Raw genomic sequence first — 13,490 nt, forward strand, 5'->3', positions numbered from 1 at the left:
TGCGAATCGTTGTGTTCGTCAGCAGCAGAGAAGCGAGATTATGAAGCTTTACTACCATCTCGTCAACCCCTTCTTTTCCTTCGCTTTGCTGTCTTAACGACTGCATCTGCGTTGGGAGGCGAGATTATAGCCAAGCCTTCAGCCGCTTGCAATGGGTCTCGCTGTGATATCTTAACCGCCGCCACAGTCGACCTTCTAATACATAAGCGATGCAGATTCCTTCGATCATCCCCACTGCCGATGCGGCGTTGTCCCAATCCTTGGCCGACGCCATCAATAACAAAACCAAGCCGATCGGCAGCCTGGGGCGACTTGAATCGCTGGCTGCGCAACTGGGCCTGATCCAGCGCTCGACCAATGTCCGTATCGACCAGCCTGCGATCGTGATCTTTGCCGGCGACCATGGCGTAGTGGCTGAAGGCGTCTCCGCCTATCCACAAGACGTTACCTGGCAAATGGTCGAGAACTTCCTCGCCGACGGCGCCGCCATCAATGTGTTCGCCCGCCAAAACGGCTGCGCCCTGCACATTGTCGACGCCGGCGTGAACCACGACTTCGGCCAACGCCCTGCCCTCATCGATCGCAAGATCGCCCCCGGCACCCGCAACTTCGCCCATGAACCGGCCATGTCGACACAGGAATGCGCCGCCGCGCTGGAGCACGGCATGGGCCTCGTCAGCGACATCCCGGGTAACGTGATTGGATTCGGCGAAATGGGCATCGGTAACACGACCGCCGCCGCGGCCCTGATGCACAAGCTGACGGACCAGCCCCTGGCGCGCTGCGTCGGCGCCGGCACCGGCCTGACATCCGAAGGCATCCTTCATAAAGAACGCGTGATCGCCGCCGCCGTCCAGCGCCACACCCACGCGGTCGATCCACTTGACGTGCTGGCCACCTTCGGCGGCTTCGAGATCGCGATGATGACCGGCGCCATGCTCAAGGCGGCCGAGCTGCGCAAGGTGCTGCTGATCGACGGCTTCATCGTCACCAGTGCGCTGCTGGTCGCGGCGCGCCTGCAGCCGGCGATCCTCGACTACTGCGTGTTCTCGCATAGTTCGGGCGAACATGGACATGCCCTGCTCCTCGAGCAGCTCGATGCGCAGCCGCTGCTCGACCTCGGCCTGCGCCTGGGCGAAGGCACCGGCAGCGCGCTGGCCCTGCCGCTGCTGCACGCGGCCGCCAACTTCCTGAACCAGATGGCGACCTTCGCCTCGGCCCAGGTCAGCGAACGCTCCGCATGATCCATCAGCTGCGCCTGTTTTTCATCGCCGTTCAATTCTTCACCCGGCTGCCGATCCCGCGCTGGGTCGGCTTTGAACAGGCATGGCTGAACCATGCGTCGCGCTACTTCCCGCTGGTCGGCCTGGTGGTCGGCGCCATTGCCGCCGCCGTGTATGCGCTGGCCGCGCTGTGGCTCCCGGCGCCGGTGGCCGCCGTGCTGTCCACCGCGGCCACCATCTATATCACCGGCGCCTTTCATGAAGACGGCTTCGCCGACACCTGCGACGGCCTCGGTGGCGGCATGACACGCGAACGCGCGCTCGATATCATGAAGGATTCGCGCGTCGGCGCATATGGCGCGATAGGCATCGTCTGCATGCTGGCCGCCAAGCTGGCCGCACTGGCCACGCTGCCGCCGTCCAGCGCCATCGCCGCCCTGCTGCTGGCGCACCCGCTCTCGCGCCTGGCCGCCACGAGCCTGATCTGGAAAATGGATTACGCCCGTGCCGAAGGCAAGGCCAAGCCGCTGGCCGTGCGCATGACGAACATGGAATTCCTGATCGCCGTGCTGACCGTTCTGCTGCCGGCCGCCGCGCTTCTTCTATATGGCGCGCTGGACCTGGCCGCCCTCGCCGCCGCCCTGCTCGCGACCTTACTCGCCGAGGGCTGGCTGGCCCGCAAGTTCGCGCACCGCCTCGGCGGTTACACCGGCGACTGCCTCGGCGCAGTGCAGCAACTGGCCGAAGCGGCGATCTACATCGCGATCCTGGCCACGCTCGGCCATGGCGCGCTGGCCTGATGGATCTGTACCTGGTGCGGCATCCGCAGCCGGACGTGGCTCCCGGCCACTGCTACGGCCGCACCGACCTGGCGGCCAGCGAATCCGATATCGCGCGCGTTCAGGCGGCCTTGTGCAGCGCCGGCCTGCCCGGTGACATGCCGGTCTATTCCAGTCCCCTCGCGCGCTGTGCATCACTGGCCCGGCGCCTCGCCAACCAGCCGCTGTTCGACGCCCGCCTGGCCGAAATGAATTTCGGCGCCTGGGAAATGCGCCACTGGGACACCATCCCCCGCGACGAAGTCGACGCCTGGAGCGCCGACCTGCTGCACTACCGCCCCGGCGGCGGCGAAAACGTCATGGATGTCGCCATCCGCGTGGCCGCGTTCAACAATGAGCTTGCGCACAGCGGCCATGAACGCGCCCTGGTCATCTGCCACGCTGGCACCATCCGCCTGCTGTCCTCCCTGCACGCCGGCGGCACGCTGGAACAGGCCGCGCTGCGTGCGGCGCAGGCGCCACACCGGATCGCCTACGGTGAACTCCTGCATTTGAAAGACTGACAAGCCGAAACCTAAATCCGTATAATGGCGGGGTTTTGGTGCTCGCGCCTGCATTCGCAGCCGCAGTTAAACGGGAAACACGAAGCCTCTAACAAAGCCAACGTGTGCTGCCCCCGCAACGGTAAGCAAGTGCCGCTGTCATGACGACGCGGCGAACCGTCTCCTCATACCACTGTGCGCGAGCATGGGAAGGTCGGACGGCCATACTTGTCAGCCCGGATACCGGCCAAAAGGTGGATGCGCGCATGGCGCGTGTCCGTTCAATCTGGCCTACGGGGGACGTCGGCTGGTTGCCCTAGCTTAGATAAGAAACAGCACATGAATTTTCCAGTTACCCGGCAAGCGGCCGCAGTGTCGCTCGCCCTCGCCGTCCTTGCGTCCGCATCGTCCACCGCTTTCGCCCGGGCCAGCGTGCCGGCCGCCGACACCGTGATCGTGACCGCCACCCGCACCCCGCAACGCGCGCTTGACGTCGTCGCCGACACGGTCGTCATCACCGCCGAAGAAATCGCGCGCTCGGGCGCCGGCTCGGTGGCCGACGTCCTGCAGCGCCAGCGCAGCATCGAGATCACCCGCAACGGCCCGGCCGGCAACGCCACCAGCGTGTTCCTGCGCGGCGCCAACGCCAACCAGGTGGTCGTGCTGATCGACGGCGTGCGCATCGGTTCCCCGACCCTCGGCACCGCCGCCTGGAATGCGGTGCCGCTGGCCGCCATCGACCGCATCGAAGTGGTGTACGGCCCGCTGAGCACCCTGTACGGCGCCGACGCCATCGGCGGCGTGGTCCAGATCTTCACCCGCAAGGGCGAAGGCGCGCCGCGCGCGACCGCCTCGGTCGGTGCCGGCAGCAACGGCACCCTGCAGGGCGACGCCAGCATCGCCGGCGGCACGACCGGCGAGCACGCAATCAACTATGCCTTCGGCGTTGGCTATGAAGAGTCGGACGGCTTCTCGGCCGCCCGCCCGGGCGCGTATGGCTACAATCCGGACAAGGATGGCTATCGCCGCCGCAATGCCAACGGTCGCGTGTCGATGGCGATCGCGCCGGGCCACGAGATCGGCGGCCAGTTCCTGGTCAGCCGCCTGTACAACCAGTATGACAACGGCGACAACTTCGACGCCTACGGCGACTCGGACCTGAACACCTACGCGCTGTTCATGACCAACCAGATCATGCCGAACTGGCGCAGCACCGTGCAGCTGGCGCGCTCGCAAGACAATCAATTCAACCTCGGCGGCACCGCCGACTGGGACATCAGCCAGATCGATACCCACCAGGATGAATTCTCATGGCAGAACGACATCGCTATCGGCCAGGACACGCTGCAGCTGCTGTATGCGCACCGCCAGGAAAAAGCCGATGCCGCCGATCTGGTGGATGAAAACGGCGACGACCGCAAACGCATCACCAACTCGTTCGCCGCCAGCTATTCGGCGCGCCGCGGCAACCACCTGGTCGACGTCAGCGCGCGCCAGGACCGCTCGGTCTATGGCCACAAGAGCACCGGCGCCGCCGGCTACGCTTATGACTTCGGCAACGGCCTGCGCGCCAATGCCAGCGTCGGCACCAGCTTCCGCGCCCCGACCTTCAACGAACTGTATTACCCGGGTTACGGCTATCAGGACAATCGCCCTGAAAAAGGCCGCAACCGCGAAATCGGCCTGCGCTACGACGGCAATGGCTACCAGGTGGATGCGACCTACTTCCACAACCGGCTGACCGATATGCTGATCACGGCCATGCCATGCCCGGTGAACCCTGATTCATTCAGCTGCGCCTACAACGTCAACAAAGCGCTGCTGGAAGGCTTCTCGCTGGCTGCCAGTACCAAGTTCATGGGCGTCGATCTGCGCGGCAGCCTGGATTGGCAGGATCCACGCGACGAGACCACCGGCAAGCAGCTGGCGCGCCGCTCGAAGAAGCACGCCAGCTTCGGCGCCGACTACACGGTCGGTACGCTCAAGACCGGCGCCGAACTGGTGCTCTCGGGCGAGCGTTTCGACGACGCGGCCAATGTGAACCGCCTGGCCGGCTACGGTCTGCTGAACCTGCACAGCACCTGGCAGTTCACCCCTGACTGGTCGCTGCTGGTACGCGTGAATAACGTCACCGACAGGAACTACGAAGTGGTGCGCAACTACGGCACCAGCGGCCGCACCTGGTTCGCAGCCCTGCGCTACGGCATCCGCTAAGCCGGCGCCGAAGTCCCGCAGCGTCATCCATGACGCTGCGGGCAACGGATAAATCAAGGGCCAGCATGCACGCATCCATCCCGTCACCTCGCCGGCGCGCCGTCATCATCGTCGGCGCGATGCTGGCGTTTGCCGCCGCCACCCTGCTGTTCGCGGGCATGACCGGCTCGATCGCGGTGCCGCTGGCCGACATTCCCGACGCCCTGCGCCAGCTGGCCGCAGGCCGTCCCGATTCCCTTTCCGCTTCCCTGATCGAACTGCGTGCCGGCCGCGCGCTGGTGGCGTTCGTCACCGGCGGCGCGCTGGCCCTGGCCGGCCTCATGATGCAGGCGCTGCTGCGCAATCCCCTGGCCGACCCGTATGTACTGGGCGTGTCGGCCGGCTCCGCGGTCGGCGCCCTGCTGGCGATGCTGCTGATGGCGTCCGCGCTCATGGTCGATGCGGCCGCGCTGTTCGGTGCGATCGGGGTCGCGCTGCTGCTGTACCTGCTGGCGCGGCGCGACATGCGCGGCGGCCAGGCAGCCGAAGGCGGCGCGTCGCTGCTGCTGCTGACCGGCGTGATCGTCTCGGCCCTGTGCACCTCCCTGATCACGCTGATGCTGTCGATCGCGCCCGAAGGTCGCCTGCGCAGCATGGTGTTCTGGCTGATCGGCGACCTGGCCGGCGCCCCGCTGCGCCTGGCGCCGTGGCTGGTCCTGCTCGGCGCGCTGGTCTTCGCCATGAAGAGCGCGCGCGCCATGAACGTGGTCGCGCTGCATGCGGAAGCCGCCGTCACTCTGGGCGTGCGCGTCGGCGCGCTGCGCAAGGGCCTGTTCTTCGTGTCGGCACTGCTGACCGCCAGCGCCGTCACCAGCGCCGGCGCGATCGGCTTCGTCGGCCTGATCGTGCCGCACGCCTGCCGCTTCGCTTTCGGGCCGGACCACCGTGTGCTGATCCCGGCCACGGTGCTCTCGGGCGGCGCCTTCCTGGTGCTGTGCGATACACTGGCGCGCACCATCATCGCTCCCCAGCAGCTGCCGGTCGGCGCCATCACGGCCATGATCGGCGCCCCGGTCTTCCTCTACCAGTTGCACCGCCTGCGCAAATGACCATGATTGCTACCCGCGACCTGACGCTCACCGCCGGCAAGCGCACCCTGGTGCAGGGCCTGGACTGGGCCGCGCAGCCCGGCGAATGCTGGAGCATCATCGGCCGCAACGGCGCCGGCAAAAGCACGCTGATGCGCACGCTGGCCAGCATGCAGGATGCGGCCGGCGGACGCGTAGAGATCGACGGCCGCGCATTGAAAGACTGGCCGCTGGAAGCGCTGGCGCGCCAGCGCGCCTTCCTGGCCCAGTCGCGTCACGACGCGTTTGCCTATACCGTGATCGAAAGCGTGCTGTCGGCGCGCCACCCCTACCACGCCAGCCGTTACTGGGAAGGCAGCGACGACCACGGCATCGCGCTGCAGTCGCTGGCGGCGATGGAAGTCGACGACCTGGCCGCGCGCGACGTGCGCACCCTGTCCGGCGGTGAGCGCCAGCGCGTAGCGATTGCCGCCCTGCTGGCGCAACAGACTCCCTTGCTGCTGCTCGACGAGCCGGCCAATGCGCTCGACCTGGCGCACCAAGTGAGCGTGATGGGTTTGCTGGCGCGCCTGTGCCGCGAACAAAACAAGACCGTGGTCATGATCGGCCACGACCTCAATCTTGCTCACCGCATTTCCACCCACGCCTTACTGCTCATGGGCGACGGCCGCTGGCATGCCGGCGCGATTGCCGACACCATGCAGCCGGCGCTGCTGGGCGACTACCTCGGCCACCCGATCGACATGATCGAGCACGATGGCCGCCGCATCTTCATTCCGAAGGAGGACTCCGCATGACCGACATGACGCCAGATCGCGGCGCAGACCCAACCGCTGCCCTCAACGAGCGCCACCGCGCGCGCATGGAGCGCAAGAAGGCGGTGATCGACGCGAAGATCGCCTCGGCCGACAAGGAGATCGGCATCATCATCGTCAACACCGGCAACGGCAAGGGCAAGAGCTCGAGCGCTTTCGGCATGGTGGCGCGCGCGCTCGGCCATGGCATGAAGGTGGGCGTGGTCCAGTTCATCAAGGGTGCGCTGGCGACCGGCGAAGAAAACTTCCTGCGCCGCTTCCCGGACGAGGTGAGCTTTCATGCGATGGGTGAAGGCTATACCTGGGAGACCCAGAACCGCGAGCGCGACATCGAAAAGGCGACCGAAGCATGGGCCATGGCCAAACAGTTCCTGCTTGATCCGGCGATCGGCATGGTGGTGCTGGACGAACTGAACATCGCGCTCAAGTACCGCTACCTCGACGTCGACACCGTCATCGCCGACCTGCTCGATCGTCCGGTAATGCAGCACGTGGTGATCACCGGCCGCGGCGCGCCGCCGGAGCTGGTGGAAGTCGCCGATACGGTGACCGAGATGAACGTGGTCAAGCATGCATTCAAGGCCGGCATCGCGGCGCAGGCGGGAACCGAATGGTGACCGATTTGCCAGATGCCGTGCATCCCGGCGCGCGCGTGGTGATAGTGGCGGCAATGTCGTCCGGCCAGGGCAAGACCACGGTGACGGCCGCGCTGGCGCGGCGCCTGCTCAACATGGGCAAACGCGTACGCGTGTTCAAGTGCGGCCCCGACTTCGTCGACCCGGTGATGCTGGAAAGCGCCTGTGGCACGCCGGTGCACAATCTCGATCTGTGGATGGTCGGGCGCGACGAATGCCTGCGGCGCCTGCGCGACGCCGCGCGCGAGGCCGATGCGATCCTGGTCGAAGGCGTGATGGGCTTGTACGACGGTTCGCCATCGGCGGCCGACCTGTCGCGCGAATTCGGCATCCCGGTGCTGGCCGTACTCGATGCGTCGGCGATGGCGCAGACCGCCGGCGCGGTGGCGCAGGGATTGCGTGATTATGGGCCGGTACAGATGGCGGGCGTGATCGCCAATCGCGTCGCCAGCCCCGGCCACGCGGCGATGGTGAAGGATTCGCTGCGCGACATCCCCCTGCTCGGCACCCTGCCGCGCCAGGAGCACAAGCTGCCGGAACGCCATCTCGGCCTGGTGCTGCCGGGCGAAGTCGAAGAACTGCACCAGATCCTGGACGCGCTGGCCGACAGCATCGACTTCGACGAGGCGGCGTGGGATGCGCTGCCGGTCATGGCGCCGTCGACCGATGAACCGGCGCCGCCCGAGCCGCTGCTGGCGGGGCGCCTGATCGCCATCGCGCGCGATCCGTCGTTCGTGTTCGTGTATCCGGCGAATATCGACCTGCTCAAGGCCATGGGTGCGCGCATCACGTATTTCGCGCCGCTGTCGGACGAAGCGGTGCCGGAGGACGCCGATGCGGTCTACCTGCCGGGCGGCTATCCCGAGCTGCATGGTCCGGCACTGGAAAAGGCGGCGCAATGGCGCGCGTCGATCCGTGCGGCGCATGCGCGCGGCGTGCCGATCGTCGCGGAATGCGGCGGCATGATGGCACTGGCCGACGGCCTGACCGACAGCCAGGGCAAGCGCTGGGAGATGGCCGGGCTGCTGCCGGGCGAAGTGGCAATGCAGAAGCGCTTGAGCGGACTGGGTCCGCACGCGATGCCGACACCGACTGGCGAAGTGCGCGGCCATACCTTCCACTATTCGCTGCTGCAGACCGACGTCGTGCCCGAATCGCACACCGTGAAACAGAAAACCGGTGCCCAAGGCGAAGCTGTGTACAAGGTTGGCTCGCTGACCGCCTCCTACTTTCACGGCTACTTCCCGTCCAATCCGCGCGCGGCCGCGGCGATGTTCGGAGGCGGCAAGTGAGCACCCTGGTCTTTGGCGGCGCGCGCTCGGGCAAGAGCGCCTTCGCCGAACGCCTGGCGCAGGACTCCGGCAAGGAAGTCGTGTACGTAGCCACCTCGCGCGCCGGCGATGGCGAGATGGCGACGCGCATCGCACATCACCGCGAACGCCGTCCCGCGCACTGGCGCACGGTGGAGGAAGAACTGGCACTGGCCGAAGTGCTGCGTACCCATGCCGCGCCTGGACGCCTGGTGCTGGTTGATTGTCTGACCCTGTGGCTGAGCAACCTGATGTTCTGTGATGGCCGCGAGTATCCAGATGTGGGCGACATCGCCTTGCCCGAACGCTTTCATGCCGAGCGTGCGGCGCTGCTCGACGCGCTCGATGAAGGACTGCCGGGCGAAGTGGTCGTCGTCTCGAACGAAGTCGGCATGGGCATCGTGCCGTGGGGTGCGATCTCGCGCAGCTTCGCCGACGAAGCCGGTCGCCTGAACCAGGCAGTGGCTGCGCGCGTCGAGCGCGCCGTGTTCGTGGCCGCCGGCTTGCCGCTCTGGCTGAAAGGTGCAGCATGCTGACCGGCTTGCCGCTGTCGACGCTTGCCCTGCTGCTGGTGGCCGGCATCGCGCTCGATCTGCTATTGGGCGAGACGCGGCGCTGGCATCCGCTGGTCGGCTTCGGCAACCTGTCCATGTTCATCGAACGCCGCCTGAACCGCGCTAGTGGGCGCTTGCTGCGTGGACTGCTGGCATGGATGCTGGCGGTGCTGCCATTGACGCTGCTGTTCGCCGGCCTAGTGGAGCTGGCCGGCGTCTGGATGCATGCGGTGCTGCTGTACTTCTGCATCGGCCTGCGCAGCCTGCGCGACCACACGTTGCCGATCTTCGCGGCACTGCAACGTGGCGACCTGGCGCAGGCGCGCCTGCTGACAGGTTATATCGTCAGCCGCGACACCGCCAATGCCGGCGAGTCCGACTTGGCCAAGGCCAGCGCCGAGTCGCTGCTCGAAAACGGCAACGACGCCGTGTTCGGCACGCTGTTCTGGTTCGTACTGCTGGGCGGGCCGGGCGCGGTGCTGTTCCGATTGGCGAACACGCTCGATGCGATGTGGGGCTATCGCAGCGAACGCTATAACCTGTTCGGCCGGTCTGCGGCGCGCATTGACGACGCTCTGAACTATGTGCCGGCGCGCCTGACCGCCCTGTCATACGTGCTGCTGGCCGGCACCGGCCGTGCGCGCGCGTGGCAATGCTGGCGCACCCAGGCGCCTGTCTGGAGCAGCCCGAACGCGGGGCCGGTGATGGCCAGCGGCGCCGGCGCGCTCGGCGTGTCGCTCGGCGGCGCGGCGGTGTATGACGGCGAAGTCGAGCAGCGTCCGCCGCTGGGTACTGGTCCGGCTGCGAATGCGAACGATATTCCGCGCGCCTGGCGCCTGGTATTGCGCACGACTTTACTGTGGGCCGGCGTGGTCTGCCTGGCCGCAGTAGTGATGTCCCTTGGAGACCTGCATGCTTGAACACGGCGGCAACCTGCGCGATGCGGCGCGGCGCTATGGCCGCGACGACTGGATCGACCTTTCGACCGGCATCAATCCGCACGGCTATCCGGCGCCGGCGCCATCGCCTGCGGCCTGGCATCGCTTACCCGAGCCTGACCCGGAGCTGATCGAGGCAGCGTGCGCTTACTATCGTGCGCCGGCGCTGCTGCCGGTGGCCGGCACCCAGGCCGCGATCCAGGCCTTGCCGCGCCTGCGTGCGCCGTCGCGCGTCGCGGTGTCGGCGCCGTCGTATGCAGAACATGCGCATCACTGGAACCTGCATGGCCACGAGCGCATCCTGGTGCCGTATCCGGCGCTGGAACAGGCAGTCGACGATTGCGACGTGGTGGTAGTGGTCAATCCGAATAACCCGACCGGCGAGACGGTGACGCCCGAATGCCTGCTCGACTGGGCGGCGCGCCTGCATGCGCGCGGCGGCTGGCTGGTGGTCGACGAGGCGTTCGGCGACACCGCGCCTGGCCTGAGCGTGGCAGCGCATGCCGGACAGCCGGGACTGATCGTGCTGCGTTCGGTCGGCAAGTTCTTCGGGCTGGCCGGCCTGCGGCTGGGCTTTGTCGCGGCCGAGGAACGGCTGCTGTCCGACCTGGCCGACCTGCTCGGGCCGTGGACGATCAGCGGGCCGGCGCAGGAAGTCGCCTTGCAGGCGCTGCGCGACACGCGCTGGCAGCAGGACACGCAGGCCTGCCTGAAGGCGCACGGTTATCGGCTGTCACGATTGCTGCTCGAGTATGGCATCGTCAGTGCCGGCACCCCGCTGTTTCGCTGGTGGCCCGAAGAACGGGCCGAAGACTTTCACGAACACATGGCGCGCCGCGGCATCTGGTGCCGGCTGTTCCGCGTGTCCGCACGCGGGATCCGGTTCGGACTGCCGGATACGGAGCCGGATTGGCTACGGCTGGAACAAGCACTTCTTGAATGGAGCAAGGGATGAAACAAATGACGCTGGCGATACTGGTCGCGGGATCGCTGGCCTGCCCTGTGCAGGCGGCGGTCACGGTCAAGGATGACGCAGGCCAGACGGTCACCGTCAACAAGCCGGCGCTGCGCGTGATCTCGATGGCGCCGCACGTGACCGAGCTGCTGTTCGCTGCCGGCGGCGGCAGCCACGTAGTCGGTGCGGTGAACTACAGCGACTATCCCGAGGCGGCCAAGAGCATCCCGCGCATCGGCTCGAACCGCGAGATCGACATCGAACGCGTGATCGCGCTGAAACCCGATCTGATCGTGGCCTGGATGCACAACAGCTCCGAGCGGCAGATCGACCTGGTACGCAAGCTGGGCGTGCCGGTGTTCCAGAGCGATCCGCAATCACTGGACAGCATTCCGGAGAGCGTGCTGCGTCTGGGCCGGTTGATGGGCACCGACGCGGCAGCCGAAGCCACTGCAACGCAGCTGCGCAAGCAGCTGGCCGCCCTGCGCGCGCAGTATGCCAGGCGGCCACCGGTGCGCACTTTCTATCAGGTGTGGGACAAGCCGCTCTACACCCTGAGCGGCAAGAGCATCCTCACCGATGCCATGCGCCTGTGCGGCGGCGTGAACATCTTCGACAGCTTGAACGTGGTGGCGCCGATCGTCACCATCGAGAGCGTGCTGCAGGCGAATCCCGAAGCGATCATCGCCACCGCCGAGAAAAATTATAGTGGCGTCGAACTATGGAAGCAGTACGGCAGCGTGCAGGCGGTGCGCAACAAGAACCTGTTCACGCTCGACGGCAACCTGCTCAACCGCGCCGGCCCGCGCATGATCGAGGGGACGGCGGCGATGTGCGAAGTGCTCGAACAAGCCCGCAAACACCGCGCTGCGAAATGAGGCCCTTTCCGTACCGGACCCTGATGGTACAGGGCACGACGTCGGACGCCGGCAAGAGTACGGTGGTCGCGGCGCTGTGCCGTTTGTTGAAGCAGCGCGGCGTGCGCGTGGCGCCGTTCAAGCCGCAGAACATGGCCCTGAACAGCGCGGTGACGCCGGGCGGCGGCGAGATCGGGCGCGCCCAGGCGCTGCAGGCGATCGCCGCGGGCATCGAACCGCACACCGACATGAATCCTGTGCTGCTCAAGCCATCGAGCGACATCGGCGCCCAGGTCATCATCCACGGCCGCGTGCGCGCCGACATGAATGCGCGCGACTACCATCGCTACAAGCCCGTCGCGATGAAGGCAGTGCTGGAATCGCATGCGCGGCTGCTCGAGCAGTATGACGCGGTGATCGTCGAAGGCGCGGGCAGTCCGGCCGAGATCAATCTGCGCGCACGCGACATCGCCAACATGGGGTTTGCCGAAGCGGTGGATTGTCCGGTGATCCTGGTGGCGGACATCGACCGCGGCGGCGTGTTCGCGCACCTGGTCGGTACGCTGTCCTGCCTGTCGCAGTCGGAACGCGATCGCATCATTGGCTTCGTCATCAACCGCTTCCGCGGCGACATCAAATTGCTTGAGCCGGGACTGGAATGGCTCGAGCGCGAGACCGGCAAGCCGGTGCTGGCGGTACTGCCTTATCTGCACGGCTTGTATCTCGATGCCGAGGATGCAGTGCAGGCGAACCAGGCGAGCAAGGGCGCGTTTCGCGTCGTCGTTCCCAGCCTGCCGCGCATGAGCAATCACACCGACTTCGATGCGCTGCGTGCGCATCCGGATGTCGATCTGCGTTTCGTGCGTGAGGGCGAAGCGATTCCCGGCGCGGATCTGATCATTGTCCCGGGCAGCAAGAATACGCGCGGCGACCTGGCGTGGCTGCAGGCGCAAGGCTGGCCGGCGCAGATTGCGCGGCATCTGCGTTATGGCGGCAAGGTGATCGGGATTTGCGGCGGGTTTCAGATGTTGGGGCAGACAGTCGCGGATCCGCACGGTATCGAAGGTGCGCCCGGTAGCTCGGAAGGACTGGGTTTGCTCGGTCTTGAGACCGAGCTGACGCGCGACAAGCGGCTCACGCGCGTCGAGGGCACTTGTGCTTTTGCGGATGGCGTTGAGTTACAGCGGGTGGCTGGGTACGAGATTCACATGGGTGTGTCGCATGGTGTGGCGATGGGCCGTCCTGCATTCTCGATCGAAGGGCGGCCAGAAGGTGCTGTGTCAAACGATGGGCATATCCTGGGGACGTATTTACATGGTCTGTTCGATCATCCAGATGCATGTGTGGCGTTGCTGCGTTGGGCGGGGCTGCATAGCGATCATGTGGTCGATACCAGTCAGTTACGGGAAGCGAGTCTGGATCGGATTGCCGCGTCTGCGGAAGGATTGCTGGATAAGCTGAATGCTTTGCGCGGTGGGATTGGAGCCGGTTGAACGCGTCGGCAGCGAAGCTGCCAACCCTACGGTGTTCAACATACTGGCGCTGTAGAACGCAAAAAAGCCCGCTCAGATCACTGAGCGGGCTTTTTCATATAACTAGCC

13 protein-coding genes and 1 riboswitch are annotated in these 13,490 nt (G+C 66.3%); all 13 genes read left to right on the top strand.

What is annotated here, in order from left to right:
• Positions 1 to 209 precede the first annotated feature (209 nt).
• Complete coding sequence (gene cobT, locus RTQ83_RS23675; protein ID WP_312520345.1) at positions 210 to 1,244, top strand: nicotinate-nucleotide--dimethylbenzimidazole phosphoribosyltransferase; 1,035 nt, start codon at positions 210 to 212, stop codon at positions 1,242 to 1,244.
• Positions 1,241 to 2,023, top strand: a complete 783-nt coding sequence (locus RTQ83_RS23680) for an adenosylcobinamide-GDP ribazoletransferase (protein WP_312520348.1) — start codon at positions 1,241 to 1,243, stop codon at positions 2,021 to 2,023. Before cobT ends, RTQ83_RS23680 begins: the two co-directional genes overlap by 4 nt.
• Positions 2,023 to 2,565, top strand: a complete 543-nt coding sequence (locus RTQ83_RS23685) for a histidine phosphatase family protein (protein WP_312520351.1) — start codon at positions 2,023 to 2,025, stop codon at positions 2,563 to 2,565. The genes RTQ83_RS23680 and RTQ83_RS23685 overlap by 1 nt, the downstream gene beginning before the upstream one ends.
• 19 nt (positions 2,566 to 2,584) lie before the next feature.
• Positions 2,585 to 2,811, top strand: a riboswitch (cobalamin riboswitch).
• A gap of 72 nt (positions 2,812 to 2,883) precedes the next feature.
• Complete coding sequence (locus RTQ83_RS23690) at positions 2,884 to 4,758, top strand: TonB-dependent receptor domain-containing protein (protein WP_312520353.1); 1,875 nt, start codon at positions 2,884 to 2,886, stop codon at positions 4,756 to 4,758.
• Positions 4,759 to 4,823: 65 nt separating this feature from the next.
• The gene (locus RTQ83_RS23695; protein ID WP_312520356.1) at positions 4,824 to 5,846 is read left to right on the top strand and encodes an iron ABC transporter permease; all 1,023 of its coding nucleotides are present in this window, start codon (positions 4,824 to 4,826) and stop codon (positions 5,844 to 5,846) included.
• 2 nt (positions 5,847 to 5,848) lie between these two features.
• The gene (locus RTQ83_RS23700) at positions 5,849 to 6,622 is read left to right on the top strand and encodes an ABC transporter ATP-binding protein (protein WP_312520358.1); all 774 of its coding nucleotides are present in this window, start codon (positions 5,849 to 5,851) and stop codon (positions 6,620 to 6,622) included.
• Positions 6,619 to 7,257, top strand: a complete 639-nt coding sequence (gene cobO / locus RTQ83_RS23705) for a cob(I)yrinic acid a,c-diamide adenosyltransferase (protein WP_312520360.1) — start codon at positions 6,619 to 6,621, stop codon at positions 7,255 to 7,257. Before RTQ83_RS23700 ends, cobO begins: the two co-directional genes overlap by 4 nt.
• Entirely contained in the window at positions 7,251 to 8,567 is a 1,317-nt protein-coding gene (locus RTQ83_RS23710; protein ID WP_312520362.1) for a cobyrinate a,c-diamide synthase, read from the top strand. The genes cobO and RTQ83_RS23710 overlap by 7 nt, the downstream gene beginning before the upstream one ends.
• On the top strand, positions 8,564 to 9,121 hold the full coding sequence (gene cobU / locus RTQ83_RS23715; protein ID WP_312520365.1) for a bifunctional adenosylcobinamide kinase/adenosylcobinamide-phosphate guanylyltransferase: 558 nt from the start codon (positions 8,564 to 8,566) through the stop codon (positions 9,119 to 9,121). Before RTQ83_RS23710 ends, cobU begins: the two co-directional genes overlap by 4 nt.
• Positions 9,115 to 10,059, top strand: coding sequence for an adenosylcobinamide-phosphate synthase CbiB (cbiB, locus tag RTQ83_RS23720; RefSeq protein WP_312520367.1), 945 nt, complete (start codon positions 9,115 to 9,117; stop codon positions 10,057 to 10,059). The genes cobU and cbiB overlap by 7 nt, the downstream gene beginning before the upstream one ends.
• Complete coding sequence (gene cobD, locus RTQ83_RS23725) at positions 10,052 to 11,032, top strand: threonine-phosphate decarboxylase CobD (protein WP_312520370.1); 981 nt, start codon at positions 10,052 to 10,054, stop codon at positions 11,030 to 11,032. Before cbiB ends, cobD begins: the two co-directional genes overlap by 8 nt.
• Positions 11,029 to 11,910 (top strand): cobalamin-binding protein, encoded by an 882-nt coding sequence (locus RTQ83_RS23730; protein ID WP_312520373.1) that lies wholly within the window; start codon positions 11,029 to 11,031, stop codon positions 11,908 to 11,910. Before cobD ends, RTQ83_RS23730 begins: the two co-directional genes overlap by 4 nt.
• 23 nt (positions 11,911 to 11,933) lie before the next feature.
• Entirely contained in the window at positions 11,934 to 13,382 is a 1,449-nt protein-coding gene (locus tag RTQ83_RS23735; RefSeq protein ID WP_312520376.1) for a cobyric acid synthase, read from the top strand.
• Positions 13,383 to 13,490 lie beyond the last annotated feature (108 nt).

Origin of the sequence: Massilia sp. (assembly GCF_031995545.1) — a bacterium.
Classification (GTDB): domain Bacteria; phylum Pseudomonadota; class Gammaproteobacteria; order Burkholderiales; family Burkholderiaceae_D; genus Telluria.

Bases quoted from the DNA above. Each gene is read 5' to 3' on its own strand.
- cobT (WP_312520345.1), top strand. From the start codon at position 210: ATGCAGATTCCTTCGATCATCCCCACTGCCGATGCGGCGTTGTCCCAA.
- RTQ83_RS23680 (WP_312520348.1), top strand. From the start codon at position 1,241: ATGATCCATCAGCTGCGCCTGTTTTTCATCGCCGTTCAATTCTTCACC.
- RTQ83_RS23685 (WP_312520351.1), top strand. From the start codon at position 2,023: ATGGATCTGTACCTGGTGCGGCATCCGCAGCCGGACGTGGCTCCCGGC.
- RTQ83_RS23690 (WP_312520353.1), top strand. From the start codon at position 2,884: ATGAATTTTCCAGTTACCCGGCAAGCGGCCGCAGTGTCGCTCGCCCTC.
- RTQ83_RS23695 (WP_312520356.1), top strand. From the start codon at position 4,824: ATGCACGCATCCATCCCGTCACCTCGCCGGCGCGCCGTCATCATCGTC.
- RTQ83_RS23700 (WP_312520358.1), top strand. From the start codon at position 5,849: ATGATTGCTACCCGCGACCTGACGCTCACCGCCGGCAAGCGCACCCTG.
- cobO (WP_312520360.1), top strand. From the start codon at position 6,619: ATGACCGACATGACGCCAGATCGCGGCGCAGACCCAACCGCTGCCCTC.
- RTQ83_RS23710 (WP_312520362.1), top strand. From the start codon at position 7,251: ATGGTGACCGATTTGCCAGATGCCGTGCATCCCGGCGCGCGCGTGGTG.
- cbiB (WP_312520367.1), top strand. From the start codon at position 9,115: ATGCTGACCGGCTTGCCGCTGTCGACGCTTGCCCTGCTGCTGGTGGCC.
- cobD (WP_312520370.1), top strand. From the start codon at position 10,052: ATGCTTGAACACGGCGGCAACCTGCGCGATGCGGCGCGGCGCTATGGC.
- RTQ83_RS23730 (WP_312520373.1), top strand. From the start codon at position 11,029: ATGAAACAAATGACGCTGGCGATACTGGTCGCGGGATCGCTGGCCTGC.
- RTQ83_RS23735 (WP_312520376.1), top strand. From the start codon at position 11,934: ATGGTACAGGGCACGACGTCGGACGCCGGCAAGAGTACGGTGGTCGCG.